General features: G+C 66.5%; 17 protein-coding genes, 2 tRNA genes and 1 pseudogene. 12 read left to right on the top strand and 8 right to left on the bottom strand.

Annotation, left to right across the window (positions count from 1 at the left end):
* Positions 1-77: 77 nt before the first annotated feature.
* From AC5JBD_RS12615 to AC5JBD_RS12595, 5 genes and pseudogenes are all read left to right on the top strand, one after another.
* Positions 78-614: a regulatory protein RecX gene (locus AC5JBD_RS12615; protein ID WP_495722167.1), complete on the top strand. Its 537-nt coding sequence runs from the start codon at positions 78-80 to the stop codon at positions 612-614.
* Between the two features lie 98 nt (positions 615-712).
* Entirely contained in the window at positions 713-1,282 is a 570-nt protein-coding gene (locus AC5JBD_RS12610) for a cold-shock protein (protein ID WP_495722166.1), read from the top strand.
* The gene (locus tag AC5JBD_RS12605) at positions 1,282-1,773 is read left to right on the top strand and encodes a DUF192 domain-containing protein (RefSeq protein ID WP_495722165.1); all 492 of its coding nucleotides are present in this window, start codon (positions 1,282-1,284) and stop codon (positions 1,771-1,773) included. The genes AC5JBD_RS12610 and AC5JBD_RS12605 overlap by 1 nt, the downstream gene beginning before the upstream one ends.
* 39 nt (positions 1,774-1,812) lie before the next feature.
* A complete protein-coding gene (locus AC5JBD_RS12600; protein WP_495722164.1) occupies positions 1,813-2,193 on the top strand; it encodes an NADH:ubiquinone oxidoreductase subunit NDUFA12 in 381 nt (126 codons plus the stop codon).
* Positions 2,171-2,602: pseudogene (locus AC5JBD_RS12595) on the top strand (DUF2155 domain-containing protein); the annotation flags it as partial. The gene AC5JBD_RS12600 and the pseudogene AC5JBD_RS12595, both read left to right, overlap by 23 nt.
* Positions 2,603-2,637: 35 nt before the next feature.
* On the opposite strand, the gene aat reads toward AC5JBD_RS12595, so the two are convergent.
* Both aat and arsC read right to left on the bottom strand, forming a co-directional pair.
* Positions 2,638-3,363: a leucyl/phenylalanyl-tRNA--protein transferase gene (gene aat, locus AC5JBD_RS12590; RefSeq protein ID WP_495722163.1), complete on the bottom strand. Its 726-nt coding sequence runs from the start codon at positions 3,361-3,363 to the stop codon at positions 2,638-2,640.
* An 8-nt stretch (positions 3,364-3,371) separates the two neighbouring features.
* Entirely contained in the window at positions 3,372-3,719 is a 348-nt protein-coding gene (arsC, locus tag AC5JBD_RS12585) for an arsenate reductase (glutaredoxin) (protein ID WP_495722162.1), read from the bottom strand.
* A gap of 192 nt (positions 3,720-3,911) precedes the next feature.
* On the opposite strand from arsC, the gene AC5JBD_RS12580 reads away from it, so the two are divergent.
* Positions 3,912-5,972 carry an alkaline phosphatase D family protein gene (locus tag AC5JBD_RS12580; protein WP_495722161.1) on the top strand — a complete coding sequence of 687 codons (2,061 nt, stop codon included), beginning with the start codon at positions 3,912-3,914 and terminating at the stop codon, positions 5,970-5,972.
* Positions 5,973-6,708: 736 nt separating this feature from the next.
* Here AC5JBD_RS12580 and AC5JBD_RS12575 read toward each other — a convergent pair.
* Complete coding sequence (locus AC5JBD_RS12575) at positions 6,709-8,028, bottom strand: methyltransferase family protein (RefSeq protein WP_495722160.1); 1,320 nt, start codon at positions 8,026-8,028, stop codon at positions 6,709-6,711.
* 187 nt (positions 8,029-8,215) lie between these two features.
* On the opposite strand from AC5JBD_RS12575, the gene AC5JBD_RS12570 reads away from it, so the two are divergent.
* Positions 8,216-8,842: a PilZ domain-containing protein gene (locus tag AC5JBD_RS12570; protein ID WP_495722159.1), complete on the top strand. Its 627-nt coding sequence runs from the start codon at positions 8,216-8,218 to the stop codon at positions 8,840-8,842.
* Positions 8,843-8,854: 12 nt separating this feature from the next.
* Here AC5JBD_RS12570 and AC5JBD_RS12565 read toward each other — a convergent pair.
* Positions 8,855-8,928 (bottom strand) — tRNA-Gly (locus AC5JBD_RS12565).
* 217 nt (positions 8,929-9,145) lie between these two features.
* Between AC5JBD_RS12565 and AC5JBD_RS12560 the strand changes: the two genes are divergently transcribed.
* Positions 9,146-9,439, top strand: coding sequence for a hypothetical protein (locus AC5JBD_RS12560; protein WP_495722158.1), 294 nt, complete (start codon positions 9,146-9,148; stop codon positions 9,437-9,439).
* Positions 9,440-9,545: 106 nt separating this feature from the next.
* Positions 9,546-9,920, top strand: coding sequence for an RcnB family protein (locus AC5JBD_RS12555; RefSeq protein ID WP_495722157.1), 375 nt, complete (start codon positions 9,546-9,548; stop codon positions 9,918-9,920).
* A 364-nt stretch (positions 9,921-10,284) separates the two neighbouring features.
* On the opposite strand, the gene AC5JBD_RS12550 is transcribed toward AC5JBD_RS12555, so the two are convergent.
* Together AC5JBD_RS12550 and AC5JBD_RS12545 are read right to left on the bottom strand one after the other, a co-directional pair.
* Positions 10,285-10,371, bottom strand: a tRNA-Tyr gene (locus AC5JBD_RS12550).
* A 75-nt stretch (positions 10,372-10,446) separates the two neighbouring features.
* Positions 10,447-11,181 carry a hypothetical protein gene (locus AC5JBD_RS12545; RefSeq protein WP_495722156.1) on the bottom strand — a complete coding sequence of 245 codons (735 nt, stop codon included), beginning with the start codon at positions 11,179-11,181 and terminating at the stop codon, positions 10,447-10,449.
* 89 nt (positions 11,182-11,270) lie between these two features.
* On the opposite strand from AC5JBD_RS12545, the gene rlmB reads away from it, so the two are divergent.
* Complete coding sequence (gene rlmB, locus AC5JBD_RS12540) at positions 11,271-12,020, top strand: 23S rRNA (guanosine(2251)-2'-O)-methyltransferase RlmB (RefSeq protein WP_495722155.1); 750 nt, start codon at positions 11,271-11,273, stop codon at positions 12,018-12,020.
* A gap of 21 nt (positions 12,021-12,041) precedes the next feature.
* Here rlmB and AC5JBD_RS12535 read toward each other — a convergent pair whose 3' ends face one another.
* Complete coding sequence (locus AC5JBD_RS12535; RefSeq protein ID WP_495722154.1) at positions 12,042-12,359, bottom strand: 2Fe-2S iron-sulfur cluster-binding protein; 318 nt, start codon at positions 12,357-12,359, stop codon at positions 12,042-12,044.
* Positions 12,360-12,447: 88 nt separating this feature from the next.
* On the opposite strand from AC5JBD_RS12535, the gene AC5JBD_RS12530 reads away from it, so the two are divergent.
* Positions 12,448-13,068 (top strand): DNA-3-methyladenine glycosylase family protein, encoded by a 621-nt coding sequence (locus AC5JBD_RS12530; RefSeq protein ID WP_495722153.1) that lies wholly within the window; start codon positions 12,448-12,450, stop codon positions 13,066-13,068.
* A gap of 211 nt (positions 13,069-13,279) precedes the next feature.
* Positions 13,280-14,236, top strand: coding sequence for an isopenicillin N synthase family dioxygenase (locus AC5JBD_RS12525; protein WP_495722152.1), 957 nt, complete (start codon positions 13,280-13,282; stop codon positions 14,234-14,236).
* Between the two features lie 35 nt (positions 14,237-14,271).
* Here AC5JBD_RS12525 and AC5JBD_RS12520 read toward each other — a convergent pair whose 3' ends face one another.
* A complete protein-coding gene (locus AC5JBD_RS12520; protein WP_495722151.1) occupies positions 14,272-14,970 on the bottom strand; it encodes a pirin family protein in 699 nt (232 codons plus the stop codon).
* Positions 14,971-14,984 lie beyond the last annotated feature (14 nt).

Genomic DNA, 14,984 nt, shown 5'->3' with positions numbered 1-14,984 from the left:
GGTCGCCCGCCTCCCGCGGGTCTTCTAGCGCGCCAGGCGTTCTTATTCCGGCCCGACTGTGGCACAATCATGGCGCAGTGACACGGGACCGCCCCAACAAGCCGCGCCCGCCGCTGGACGCCGAAGCGCTGGAGCGGCTCGCTCTCCACTATGTCGGCCGATACGCCACCACGCGTTCCAAGCTCGCCGCCTATCTCCGGCGCAAACTCGCAGAAAGGGGCTGGAGCGAGGCCTCGCCTCCCGACCTCGGGCGGCTGGCGGAGCGCTTCTCGGAGGCCGGCTATATCGATGACGCCACCTTCGCCTCGGCGCGCGCAGCGTCTCTGCAGCGCCGCGGCTATGGCGAGCGGCGCGTGGCGCAGGCGCTGAAGGCGGCCGGCATCGGCGAGGAGGATGGGGCGGACGCGCGCGAGGAAGCGAGCGAGGGCGCCTGGGCCGCCGCGTTGCGCTTCGCCGAGCGCCGGCGGATCGGCCCCTATGGCGCGGAGCAGGTCGATCGCGCGGCCCGCCAGCGCGCCTTTGGAGCGATGGTGCGAGCCGGCCACCGCACAGAATATGTCCGCCGAATTCTTAACGCCTCTCCTGGCGAGATACCGGAAATGGACAAACTGTAAAAATCGTGTTGGAACAGTTCACAAGAGCGCGGGAGCCGTGATAGTCCTAGCGCAGAGTTTATGTATTGGATCGGCCTGTAATGACTTCGCGCCGGGAAATGCTTGCGGACGATCCTTCCATCCAAGGGGGTGATGCCCCGCGTCCGGAGGACGAGGCGCTCGTCAAGCTGACCGGCACCATGAAATGGTTCGATGCCACCCGCGGCTTCGGCTTCCTGGTCAGCGAGCAGGCGAAGGGCGACGTGCTCGTCCACTTTAGCGTGCTGAAGGAGCATGACCGCCGCTCGCTGCCCGAGGGTGCGATCGTCGAATGCCTGGTTGCCGATCAGGAGCGCGGCCTGCAGGCGCGCAAGATCCTGTCGATCGACCTCAGCCGCGCGATCATGCCCGATGCCGCGCGGCCGCGCAGCTCGACGGCGGAGCGGGTCGATCCGTCCGCTCTGATCGACGAGGCCGGCGAGTATGAGCCGGTCCACGTCAAATGGTTTAACCGTCTCAAAGGCTACGGCTTCCTCGTCCGCGACGAGGATGACGGCCAGGACATCTTCGTCCACATGGAGACGGTTCGCCGCGGCGGTCTTACCGATCTCGCTCCTGACGAGCCGCTGAGCGCGCGCATCGCCCAGGGGCGCAAGGGACCGCTCGCCGTCGCCGTGCAGCCCCGCTGATGCTCAAGGCCCTCCTCCTCCTCGCCGCTCTGGCGGCGCCACTCACCGCGTGCCGCGCCGAGCCGCAAGCCGTGGCCACTCAGGCTGTCACGGCCCGGACCGCTCCTTCCGGCCTGGATCTGGTCCCCCTCCAGATCAGCAGTGCGAACCGCACTCACCGCTTCACCGTCGAAGTCGCCCGCACCGGCGCGGAGCAGGCGCAGGGGCTGATGTTCCGGGAGAGGCTCGCGCCCGACGCCGGCATGATCTTCCCGTTCGGCGCGCCGCGGCCGGCCAGCTTCTGGATGAAGAACACACTCATCCCGCTCGACATGATCTTCGTCCGCGCCGACGGCACCATCGCCCGCATCGCCGCCAACACCGTGCCGCATTCGCTCGAGCCGGTCGGCGTCGACGAGCCGGTCGCCGCCGTGCTCGAGATTGCCGGCGGCCGCGCGGCCGAGCTCGGTATCGCGGAGGGCGACCGGGTCAGCTGGACCGACCGGCGCTAAGGCTTGCGCAGGCTCCGGCACAAGGGCTAGGCGGCGGCGATGGGATTGCTCGGGCAGATCTTCACCTGGTGGAACGGCGCTACGATCGGCACCGCGCTCCACACCCGCCGGCACGGCCGCAAGGTCGGCACCGACTCGCTCGGCAACATCTATTATGAGGCGAAGAAGGGCGGCCGCCGCTGGGTGATCTACAACGGCGCCAACGACGCCAGCCGCATCCCGCCCGACTGGTACAGCTGGATCCACGGCCAGATCGACGGCCTGCCGGACGAGGCGCTGCCGCCGGTTCGCAAGTTCCAGAAGCCGCCGACCGGCAACCGCACCGGCACCGCCGAAGCCTACCGCCCCTCGGGCGCGCTCGAGCGTGGCGGCCAGCGCCAGGCGGCTAGCGGGGATTATGAAGCCTGGATCCCCGAATAAGACGATGAGGCGCGTCTCCAGCTTCATGTTCCTCGCGGTGCTGTTCGCCGCGGCAGGCTGCAACCGCGGCGACATCCCGGAGCCCGCGCAGAAGCAGAAGACCGAGGCGGAGCCAGAGCCGGAGACGGTCGACATCCCCCAGACGGTGACCGCCGTTGCGCCCGGCACCACGCCGATGGCGCAGCGCGTCGCCGTGCTCGGCCTGCTCAACAAGCGCAACGGCATCTCGCGCAACCTCACCATGAAGCCGGGCGAGGCGCTCCGCGTCGGCGACGTCATCGTCCGCCTGCGCGCATGCGAGACGACCGCTCCGTGGGAGGTCCAGAATTTGACCGGCGCCTTCGTCCAGCTTGACGTCCGTAACCCGCAGGGCCAGTTCCAGCGCGTCTTCTCGGGCTGGCTCTACAAGGAGACGCCGTCGCTGAACGTCGTCGAGCACCCCATTTACGACGTCTGGCCCAAGAGCTGCGCGATGACGCACCCGCTCGGCGCGGAGCCGCCGATCGGGGAGACGAGCAGGCGGTCGAGGGCGCCGAACTCCGGCCCCTCCCCCGCGCCCGCGCCGGCTCCCGAGCCGTCGCCGCCGAGCGCCGCCGACAGCATCACCACATAATCCGTCTGCTGGACCTCGACTGCGCCGAGGCTCCGCAGATGATCGGTCATGAACTGGCAGTCGAGCAGCCTGAAGCCGCCGACCATCAGCCGGGCGACCAGCCAGGCGAGCGCGACCTTGGACGCGTCGGTGCGGCTCGAGAACATGCTCTCCCCGAAAAAGGCGCCGCCGAGCTTCACGCCGTAGAGCCCTCCGACCAGCTCGCCCCCTTCACGGCATTCGATCGAATGGGCGTGGCCGAGCCTGTGGAGCAGATTGTAGCTCGCCTCGATCTGCGGGTTGATCCAGGTCTCCGCCCGCTCCGCGCAGTGCCGCACGACCTCGGCAAAGGCGGTGTCGCGGTTGACCTCGAACCGGCCCGAGCGGATCGTCTTGCGCAGCGACCGCGACATCCGGAATCCGTCCAGCGGCAGGATCGCCCGCCGCTTGGGCTCGACCCAGAAGACCTCGTTTGCGTCACGGCTGTCCGCCATGGGGAACACGCCGATCGAATAGGCGCGGAGCACCAGGTCCGGATCGAGCACCGTCGTCGCCGGGGGATTGGGGCCGCGTCGCATGGCGCTTTCTACAGGATTTCCCGCACCTTGTCCTGCGGCCGACAGAGCCTGACTCCTTTCTCGGTCTCCACCAGCGGCCGCTCGATCAGGATCGGATTCGCCACCATCGCGTCCAGGATCGCATCGTCGCTGACCCGCCCGCTCAGCAGGTCGAGATCCTCGGCGAGCGACTCCTTCGCCCGCAGCCCCTCCTCCGGCATCATCTTCGCGCGCTCGTAGAGGCGCTTCAGCTCTGCCTTGGAGGGCGGATGCTTCAGATACTCGACCACCGCCACCTCCGCCCCCGCCTGCTCCAATATCTCGAGCGTCTTGCGCGAAGTCCCGCAGCGCGGATTGTGATAGATGGTCGCCTTCATAGATCCTCCGTTTGAGGCTGCCCTATCACTGCGCGCCGATGAGAACGAGCCACAGTCTCGCAGGCTCGTGCGGGAAAGCGCCGTTCGCCCGTTCATCGAAAACAGGTTGCGGCCGGAACTGCTTGAAGCAGCATGCGGCCTAGGCCCGGCTCATCGAGCCCGGCACGCCGAACGATTGCGAAGGGATAGATGATGACGCTCAGCCGCCGTGAGTTCGTCCAACTGGCAGCTGGGCTCGGCGCCTCGCTGGCGTGGAGCGGCTCGGCGCGGGCATCGCGGACCAGCTGGCGCGAAGCGCGAGAGTTCTACCCCGAAGGCGTCGCCTCCGGCGATCCCGATCCGAGCAGCGTCATCCTGTGGACCCGCCGCCCATTCCAGTCCGGCACGCGGCACGTTCTGACCGTCGAGGTCGCGACCGATCCCGAGTTCAGGCGCGTCGTCGCCAATGCGTCGGCGCCGGTGTCAGCCGCGGCGGATTGGACCAGCCGGGTCCTGGTCGGCGGCCTCAAGCCCGCAACCACCTACTGGTATCGCTTCACCGACGCCGACGGCAATGGAAGCCGGATCGGCAGGACGATCACCGCCCCACGCCCGGACGATCCGAGAGCCGTGAACTTCGCCTTCGTGAGCTGCCAGACCGTCAACGAGGGCGCGCTCAACGGCTACCGGCGGATGATCTTCGAGGATGAACGGGCGCGGCCCGAGGACCAGCTCGGTTTCATTCTCCACCTCGGCGACTTCATCTATGAGGTCGTCCAATATCCCGACGAAGTGAAGACGCGCTACGACCGGACCATCTATGAGGTCGCCCGAATTCCAGACGCCCTCAAGGTCAGCAATTTCCACATCCCGACGACGATCGACGGCTACCGCGCTATCTATCGCGGCTATCTTCGCGACCCGGAGCTTCAGGACGCCCGCGCCCGCTGGCCGTTCGTCTGCATGTGGGACAATCACGAATTCTCCTGGCAGGGCTGGCAGAGCGTCCTCAAGGCCGGGCCGATCGACCAGCCCGGCCAGACCGTAAAGGTCGCGGCCAATCAGGCCTGGTTCGAATATATCCCCGCGCGCGTGGCGGCGCCGAGCGAATCCCTCGAGCAGTTCGGACCGCCCGCGGTGAAGAATGTCCCGCTCGCCCAGTTCGACGACAATGGCCTCAGCCAGGAGCCCAACAACCTCACCGCGATCAACAGCCTGATCGCCTATCGCGCGCTCCGTTACGGTCGGCACCTCGACCTGATCATCACCGACCAGCACAGCTTCCGGAGCCCGACCCCGTTTGGCGACCCGTCGCTCGACGAGCTTGGCGACTGGGGTGACTATAACGGCATGTTCCCGGACGCGGCCCTGCAGGTGCTTGACGGCGGCCGTGCGTTCAACGGCGGCAATCCGCCTGCGGAACTACGCTTCGGCGACAAGCAGATCGCCAATCCGCAGCGAAATGCGCCGCCGCAGGCCATCCTTGGCGCGACCCAGAAGGCCTGGTTCAAGGACCGACTGCGGCGCTCGACGGCGACATGGAAGATCTGGGGCGCTTCGCTCGGTACGCTCGAGTTGCGCGCCGACCCCGAAAACCTGCCGCCGGAGCTCATCAAGAAGCCCTGGCCCAAGGGCAGCTTCGCAAATCTCGGTGGCGGCGACTATGGCACCGCCTGGGTCGAGCGCGGCGAGATTTATGATCTGGTCCGGGACGAGAAGATCACCGGCTTCGCCATCGTTTCCGGCGACCGGCACAGCTTCTGGGCCGGCTATGCCGCCAGGGCGCTGCCGCCGGCCGAATTCGAGCCGATCGGCCTGAGCTTCGTCGGCGCATCGATGACGAGCCCCGGCGCGATGGAATCGTACGAGCACCGCAAGACGCTGCCGCTGCGGCCGCTGTATCTCGCCGACCGCGCCGATGGCGGCCAACCCGATTGGACGTTCAACATGCTGTTGAAACACGGCGTCCGCGCCTGTCTCGATTATGCGCGCAACCACGACCTTGAGCGCGCCCGCGCGCTCAGCAACCCGGCCCTCTCCCCACATCTGGAATTCGTCGACATGGGCGCTCACGGCTACGGAAAGGTCCGGCTCGACGGCCGGGAGATCCAGACCGAGTTCGTCTGCATCCCGCGCCCGATCCGGCGCAGCGAGCAAGCGGATGGCGGGCCGCTACGTTACCGGGTCTCCCATCGTGCCCGTCTATGGCGCCCGGGCGAGCGCCCCCATCTCACGCAAGAAGTGCTGGAGGGCGATCCCGGCCTGTCAATCTAGCGGACGTCAATCGTCTATGGCGGCTGGTACGCGGAAACGCTCGGCGTAGGAACCGCGCTGCCCTGCGGGCTCTGGCCCGGTGCGGGTTGACTGACGAAAGTCCACAATGGTTGGAAAGCAGACAATCGGCACGGACCTTGGTCGTCCCGCTAATCTACGAAAAGGAAGAACAAGAAGAGCAGAATAGCTAATGCTGCCGTCGTGCGCTCAAATGGAAGAGCGACCTCAGATCGTTTCCTAGACCGCGACAAGACTCCACCGCCATTCTTCCGCAGCAGTTCGTCTTGGTGAATTTGCGCAAGGACCACGCCAGGGTCTCCATGCGGCGCTAGATTATCAGGCGATCCATACAGCAATGGCACCTTAGTGAGCAGGTCTTGTTCTAGCCCTTGTGCTGCTTGCCTCCGCCGCTGCAGGTTTGCGGCGAACTCCTCGGCGCTAGCAGGAGCGGCCGGCCGCATAACAGATTGCCTGAATTTCCGTCGTTTTTGCGTCACACGACATTCTTTCAGGTGGCCTCGACCAGTGACACCAAGGGCGGTCAAAAGGCCGAAAGGGTCGATCGCTTGAATAAATATCGTAGAACTAAAGAATTCTAAATGCCCGCAGTGGGTCGAAAGCGGACATAGCGCCGTCGGCCTCATCCTCCGGTTATCTTCACGCCCGTCGCGAGGAGCGCCGTCGCAGGCGCCTCGCAAGGCTGCGTGTCTTCCCGGAACTTAGCCGCGTCCGGGCCTCACTCGGCCGGCAGCGGCTCCGTGCGCTTCAGCCCGATCTTGCGCAGCAGCCGCGGGATCGGGCCGTTGCGCTCCATCCAGGCGGCATATTCGACATAGGCCGGATCCTCGGACAGGTGCCGCTCCTCGGTGCGCGCGCGCCAGTAATAGACACCGCTGACGATGCCGAGCACGACGGTGTTGCGGACCATGTCGTTGGGGTTCCCGCTCACGGCCAGGAACGGCATCGTCGCCAGCCACCAGAACAGGTTCTTGGAAAGATAGGCAGGGTGCTTGGTCCAGGCATAGGGACCGTGGGTCAGGATGCCGCGATGGGTGAGGTTGGAGAAACGCAGCCCGAACGCCACTGTCGCCCAGGCGTAGATGCCCGTCAGCAGGACGAGCACGAAGCCCATCGCGGCAAGCGCGAGCGGCGATCCGTCCAGCCAGTGCACCCAGCCGCCCGATCCCGCCGTCCCCTGGTGATAGTCGAGCGGCCCGCCCGGGTTCATCAGGATGAACGGTGGATAGCAGATCAAGGCTGCCATCCAGCCGGCCGCATAGGGGTTGGCCGAGCGGATATGGGCATCGAGCGGCTTCATCGTCAGCATGTAGCCGACGGTCGCGAAGCTCACGTCGATCAGGAACATCAGCGCGATCAGCCAGTGGGCAAGGTTGACCGGATTGGCGGCGATGTTCGCCGCTGCCGGCCGTATCGTGTCCGTCCAGTTGGGCGGCACGATCGAGATCATGAAGGCGAGGAAGAAGCCCTTGATCGCCCAGGCGCGAAGGAAATCGTAGACGATCTCGCGGTCGACGCCCTTCGGCTTGCCGATCAACAGCCGCCCGAAATGCCAGGCGCCGTCCTTCGGCTCCCTGAGGCGCCGGTCGAGCCACAGGATGTAGGGCACGGACAGGACCAGCAGAAGCGGCGAGCCCAGCGCCAGCAACTGCATCGAGAAGAGGTAATTGCCGTCCCAATACCAGCGGGCGACGCAATAGAGGAAGCCGATGACGGCCCAGATCCCCCAGATGCCGGCGATCTTGACCAGGCTCACGTCGAGCGTTTCGGATAGCGGCCGCGGCGCCGCGTCCCAGTCGATGCCCGTGCTCGGGTTTCGGTGGACCTTGTCGACCAGCAGCGACCACAGCACCATCGGAATGCCGCAGGCGAGCAGCGCGCCGAGCGAAGGAACGGGTCCGTCCCAGCCATAGCTGCGCGCGACCGCCACCCAGGCGAACAGCCCGACCAGGCCGACGACGCCCACCATCGTGCTCACCGCGGAAGCGGGACGGGGGTCCACGCGGAGCGCGGCTTCGATCTTGCTCTGGGCAGTCATTGCGGCCCCTCGATAATGGAGCAGCGTAAGCAAGCCGTGAAGACGGAGTTCGTGTCCGTCCCAAAACGGGAAGGCCGTAACCTCCGCGCGCCGCGTAAGCCGATCTTAAACTTCTCTTCTCCTAATCCGGAGGGTGGAAGCCGGATCGGAGATTGCCGGTCTTCCGCAGGCTTGCGAGGAAACGAAGTTGCACATCGACACTGCTCTCGAAGAGACCATCTTCTCCTTCTCGGCGATCCCGCCGCAGCCGCCCGAGCGGCGCGAGCAGCGCCGCTACATGACCATCCTCCGCGTCGGCAGCATCTTCGTCGGCGACAAGCGCGAGCTCTGCCTGATCCGCAACATCTCGGCCGGCGGACTGATGGCCCATGTCTATTCGCCGCTCGAGGTCGACCAGCCGGTCGGGGTCGAGCTCAAGACCAATCAGCGGATCGCCGGCAGCGTCTCATGGCTCCAGGACAACAATGCCGGAATCACCTTCGCCGAGCAGATCGACGTCGAGGAGATGCTGGCGGGTCACTCGGTGCTGGAAAATGGCTGGCGGCCGCGCCTGCCCCGGGTCGAGATCGACTGCCTCGCCACCCTGCGCGTCGGCGCCAGCCTCTACGGCGTCAGCACCCGCGACATCAGCCAAGGCGGCATCAAGATCGAGACCGACGAACCGCTCGAGGAGGGCCAGGACGTCGTGCTCACCCTCGAAGGCTTCCGCCCGGTGGTCGGCGTGGTCCGCTGGTACCAGGACGGAATCTGCGGCATCGCCTTCAATCAGGTGATCCCGTTCCGCGAGCTCATGAGCTGGCTGCGCGAGCGCTAGGCGGGGCGAAGGTGGAGCGGGCGAAGGGAATCGAACCCTCCTAGCCAGCTTGGAAGGCTGGAGCATTACCACTATGCTACGCCCGCATCAGGCGGCCGATATCGCCAGCGGCCATATCAGACAAGCCCATATGGCCGCTGCGCCCGCGATTGGCGAGAACCGCCACCCCTTGGCAAATCGCGCAGCCTCGCGATTCCCCCTGTTTCGCTAAGTGTATCTGGAACCAGTGTATTGCTGGAGTGGCACACCTCTTGAAAGCAGCCCGCGGCCGGCGCGGTGCCGGCGCTTCAAGAGGAGAGCTCGATGAGAATAAACTACCTGCCCCTGGCCGCCGCCCTCGCCGCCCTTGCCGCCCCTGCTTTGGCAGCCCCGCCGGCCGCCGTGGCGATCGCGCCGGAATATACCAGTCACATCGACGCGTCCGGCGTGCTGCACCTCAAGGGCTACGAAAGGGGCACCGGCCGCCCGTTCCGCTTCCGCGTGTCGCCGAGCGGCCATGTCCGGGGCCGTGTCGGCGACACCGCCATCGTCTTCCAGGCGTCACCGGAAGCCCGCGACCGCGCCTTCCGGGAAGCGGAGAAGTCGCACGGCTCCTGATACAATCTGATACCAATTTGCGCTCCGCCGGAGATAGGTCTGCGACAGGAAGGCTCCATCTATCTGTCAACGCCGATTGAGGCGTCCAGACAGAAGGAACTTGAACATGAAGAAGCTTATCCTCGCCGCCGTGGCTGCTTCCGTCGTCGCCGCTCCGGCCGTTGCGGCGCCCTTTGGCCATAATGACCGAGGACGCGTCGTTCAGGTCCAGAAGAACAAGCGCGTCGTCACCCGCGACAACGGTCGCCGGGTCGTGACCAAGCAGGTCGTGCGGACCCGCCAGGCGCAGCAGCGGAACTGGCGCAAGGGCGAGCGTTTCGAGAGCCGTTATGCGCGCAACTACCGGGTCGTCAGCAATCCGCGGGCCTATCGCCTCTACGACGCGCCGCGCGGCTATCGCTGGGTCCAGTCGGACAATGACGCGGTTCTGATCGCGATCGCCAGCGGCCTCATCGGCGCCGTGATTGGCAACGCATTCTAGGATCCGGGTCCCGCGGCACGTGCCGCGGGACCTTTCGCCGCGGTGAGGGTCCGTCACCCGACAAGAAAGCGGGCTGTCCGCAGCACGGCGGACGCCGCTGTGCAGCAGCAGATCTTGGGCCGCGGCTCCAACATCCTCCAAATCCCCCCCCCGCCAGGGCTTCGGCACGGCGGCGGCGGGCCTCAGCCGCCCGACGTCGACATGCCGATGTCGGAGTCATAAAGGAGCAGATTGCCGGCGCGCGTTGGGTCCGCAGCCCCAGGTCAACCCCGATATCCCCACCGATTGAAGTCGACACTCCCAAAATACTGCCGACATTGCTGGACTTCATTGAAACAGCACGGGACCGCATGAAACGCGGAGTTGGTGGACAGGGCTGGATTCGAACCAGCGTAGGGGCAACCCCGGCAGATTTACAGTCTGCTGCCTTTAACCACTCGGCCACCTGTCCCAGAAGGCGCTCGGCGAGCTGCCTAGATAGGAAGGCGGCTCCATGACGAAAGGGGTCGCGCCTGTCAACGCGCGGTCAGGCCAGCCGCGCCATCATGTGCGCGAAGGCGAGCCACGGCTCGCTGTGCATGATGGCGAGGCGGAAGAGCTGGCTGAGGACGAGCAGACCGCCGCCCCAGGTCCAGACGGGATGGATCTCGCCGCGGGTCAGCTTGTCATAGGCGATGCCCGCGAGGATGACGAGATCGGCGCCGAGATAGAAGGAAAGCGGCGCCGTCTGGACCACCGCGGCGAGGGGCAGCCGCCCGACCGCAGCCTCGAGGATGGCGGCGTTGGAGAGCAGCATCAGCCGCTTGTGCGTCTCAGGGTCGCGGCGCTTCCACACTCCCAGGGCGACGATGACGGCGAAAGCCTGGATCGAGAAGAACGTGACCGAGTAGAAGGCGTAAGGGTCGCCGAGGCCCTTGTAACCGACGCGGATCGCTTCGATCGCGGCGACGTTGCCGAGCAGCCAGACCAGCAGGGCGAGCGCCACGCCCGCATAGCCTGCGCGCTTGTGGGCCTCGACCCTTCCCGAGGCGACCAGTGCGGGCTGCAGGACGCCGAACAGGATCCACAAGGTGAAGCTCAGCGCGTGCAGGTGGAGGAGCGCCGTCATCTCCGGCGCGCGAGCCGGCGGCTCGACCCAGCGGGAGAGATAGTAGCTCTGCGCATAGCCGGCGAAGACGAGCAATGCGATCGCCAGCCCCATGGCCGTATAGAACAGGCGGCCGCCGGCTCTTCCGGCGGTCGCGGCAAAAGTGGTGGCCATCGATGCTCCTCGCCCGCTCAACGCGGGACGAAGCGCCGGGTTCAGGAGCGCGGCTTGCGCCTGTCGGGGCAGCCCGGCATGGGGATGGGATGAGACGCAAGGCCCGCCAGACCACCAAGCCCGAAAACCGCCCGCGCTTCTGGGGACGCCACGCCGTCGCGGCCGCGCTCGACAATCCGGAGCGCAAGGTGGTGCGGATCTGGGCGACCCGCGAGGCGGCAGCCTTCCTCAATCCCGACAAGGATATCCAGGTCACCCTCGCCGACGCCGCTGACCTTGGCCGGCTGGTGCCGCACGACGCACCGCACCAGGGGATGGTCGCGGAAGTCGAGAAGCTACCGGACCTGCTGCTTGCCGATCTCCTCGACGAGGCCGCGGATCGCCGCCCCCTGCTGGTGCTCGACCAGGTGACGGACCCGCATAATGTCGGCGCGATCCTGCGCTCGGCCGCCGCGTTCGACGCGCTCGGTATCGTTACCCAGGACAGGCATGCGCCCCCTGAATCCGGCGCGCTCGCCAAGGCCGCGAGCGGCGCGCTGGAGACGGTGCCGTGGGTGCGGGTTGTGAACCTCGCCCGCGCGCTCGACGAGATCGCCGAGGCTGGCTTCTGGCGCGTCGGCCTCACCGGCGAGGCGGGGATGACGCTTGCCGAGGCGCTAGGCCCGTCGAAAGTCGCTCTGGTGCTCGGTGCGGAAGGCGAAGGCATGCGCCAGAACACCGAAAGCCATTGTGACGCGCTCGCCAAGCTTCCGATCAGCGACCGGATCGAGAGCCTGAACGTGTCAAATGCCGCCGCGATCGCGCTCTATGCAGCAGCGACTGCGGGTGGATCGAAGTGAGGCGCTGATCCGGGTCGGCGCCTAGTCCTCCGGCGCGATGCGCACCCGCATGCCGTCGAGCGCGGCGCTCATCGGGATCTGACATGACAGCCGGCTGCTGGCGACCCGATGGTCGGAGCTGTCGAGCAGATCGTCTTCGTCGCCATGCATCTTCGGCAGCATGCCCAGCCACCTCTCGTCGACATGGACGTGGCAGGTCGCGCAGGAGCAGCAGCCGCCGCACAAGGCGAGCAGCTCGTCGAAGCCGTTGTCGCGGATCACTTCCATGACGCTCAGCCCTTCCTGCCCTTCGACAGGGGTCTCCGTGCCATCGCGGGTGACGACGATGAGCTTGGGCATTGCTGGGATCCTGGCCTGAAGAAACGGGAGTGCTTGGCGCGCGGCCTATGCTAGGCGCGCCGGGGCAAATCAAGCGAGGAGGATAGAGGTGGGGATACCGGCGGAGGCGCTGAGGGCGTCGCTCGACGAACTGGCGCGTCGCGAGCCGGCAATCGCGCAAGCTCTCGATGAAGCCGGGTATCCCGAGCCGCGCACCAGCGCGCCGGGGTACATCACCCTGCTGCGCACGATCGTCGGCCAGCAGGTCAGCATCAAGGCGGCCGCGTCGATGTGGACAAAGCTCGAGACCTTGGTGGGCGACCCCTCCCCTGCCAATATCCTTGCCGCGAGCGACGAGACGCTGCGCGCGGCCGGCCTGTCGCGCCAGAAGATGAGCTATGCCAGGAGCCTTGCCGAGGAAGTGCTGTCGGGCCGGCTCGACCTCGACAATCTAGATGATGAAGACGAGGCCGCGATAGCCCAGCTTGTCTGGATCAAGGGCATTGGCCGCTGGTCCGCCGAAGTCTACCTTCTGTTTGCGGAGGGGCGGCCGGATATCTGGCCCGCCGGCGACCTCGTCGTCCAGATCCAGACCGGGCGGATCCTGGGCCTCCCCGAAAAGCCCGGCGAGCGCAGGGTGCGCGAGCTTGCCGAGAGCTGGCGCCCGCACCGGGGCGCCGCCGCCATCTTCGCCTGGCACCATTACCGCCACAGCGCCGCACCTCTCTGAGACTGTTGCCGGCAGGCCCGCGGCCGCCGAATACCGTACTTTTATCAGGTCTTAGCGAGTCCCACCAGCACTGTCCGACCGAACGGTCGGGAAATAGCTTCGTCCCGGCTCTTGCGGCCTCGTCGTTGCGTGGGAGCCTCGGCGGGAGTATCCGTCGCCACATGATGCGCTCGGCTATCCGGGTGTCCAGCAACCAGCCAAGGTGCCAGCCATGTCCTCATCCGCCGCCGCCGTCCTGCCCGGGATCGAGCCGGTCTCCATGTCCGGCTACGACCGCGACTTCGCCGCCTTTTCGGAAGGGCTCGGCGCGTCCTTCCGGCGCTACGGCTTCGCGGTCATTGCGGATCACGGGCTGGACCAGCAGGTGGTGGACGAGGCGCTGGAGAAGACCAAGGCCTTCTTCGCCCTGCCCGACGAGGTGAAGCGCAAATATCACACGCCCGGCGGCGGCGGCGCGCGCGGCTACACGCCATTCGGCATCGAGACCGCCAAGGACGCCACCCATTTCGACCTCAAGGAATTCTGGCATGTCGGCCGCGAGCTGCCGGAGGGACACCCGTTCCGCGCCGTGATGGCGGACAATGTCTGGCCGGAGGAGATCGAGGGTTTCCGCACGCGGCTGCTGGCGCTCTACGATGCGCTCGACGCCATGGGCGGCAAGGTGCTGCGGGCGATCGCACGGGACCTCGGTCTCAATGACGGCTTCTTCGAGCCGACCGTGGAAAACGGCAACAGCGTGCTGCGCCTTCTTCACTATCCGCCGGTGCCGAAGGAGGCAGGCGGGGTACGCGCCGGCGCGCATGAGGACATCAATACCATTACCCTGCTGCTGGGCGCCGAGGAGGCAGGCCTGGAGGTGCTCGACCGCGGCGGCCGCTGGCTGCCGATCAACCCGCCGCCTGGCGCGCTCGTCGTCAATATCGGCGACATGCTGCAGCGGCTGACCAACCATGTGCTGCCGTCCACGTCGCACCGTGTCGTCAACCCGGCTCCCGAGCGGCGCGGCTTCGCGCGCTACTCGACCCCCTTCTTCCTGCACTTCGCGCCGGATTATGTGATCGAGACGCTGCCGAACTGCATCACGCCCGAGAACCCGAACCGTTATCCGGAGCCGATCAGCAGCCACGATTTCCTCCTGCAGCGCCTGCGGGAGATCAAGCTGATCTGAAATTCTCCCCGGCCTTGCGGCCGGGGAGAAGGAGTTTAGCGCGCGTCGACGAGCACGATCTCGGCATTGTCGACAGCTTTGATCGTCACCCGCTCCTCGCCGGTGATGGCAACACCGTCACGTGACTCTGCGCGGGTGCCGTTCACTTCGATCGCACCGCCTACCGCGACCAGATAGACATGGCGGCTCGGGTCGAGCTGAAGGTCGGCCGTCTCGCCTGCCTTCAGCGTCGCGCCCATCACTCGTGCGGCGGCGTTGATCTTGAGCGCGTCGGCATCGTTGTCGAAGCCGCTGGCGAGCGTCACGAAGCTGCCCGCACGATCGCCCTTCGGGAACTGCTTGGCGCCCCAGCTCGGCTGCGCGCCACGCTGGTCGGTCAGCACCCAGATCTGGAAGAGCGTCGTAGCCTCGTCCTCCAGATTATATTCGGCGTGGCGGACGCCGGTGCCGGCCGACATCACCTGGACATCACCCGCCTCGGTGCGGCCCTGGTTGCCCATCGAATCCTGATGGGTGATCGCGCCTGTCCGGACGTAGGTGATGATCTCCATATTGTCGTGCGGATGCGGCGGAAAGCCGGAGCGGGCGGCGATCTCGTCGTCGTTCCACACCCGGATCGCGCCCCAGCTCATCCGGGCAGGATCATAGTAATTGGCGAAGGAGAAATGATGGCGCGCGTTCAGCCAGCCATGATCGGCGTGGCCGAGCGTGCGGAAGGGGCGAATGTCGATCATCTCATGTTCCTTTC

This window comes from Allosphingosinicella sp. (assembly GCF_059502505.1).
Note: the sequence above shows the minus strand (reverse complement) of the source record. Positions and strands in the feature narration are given on the sequence as shown.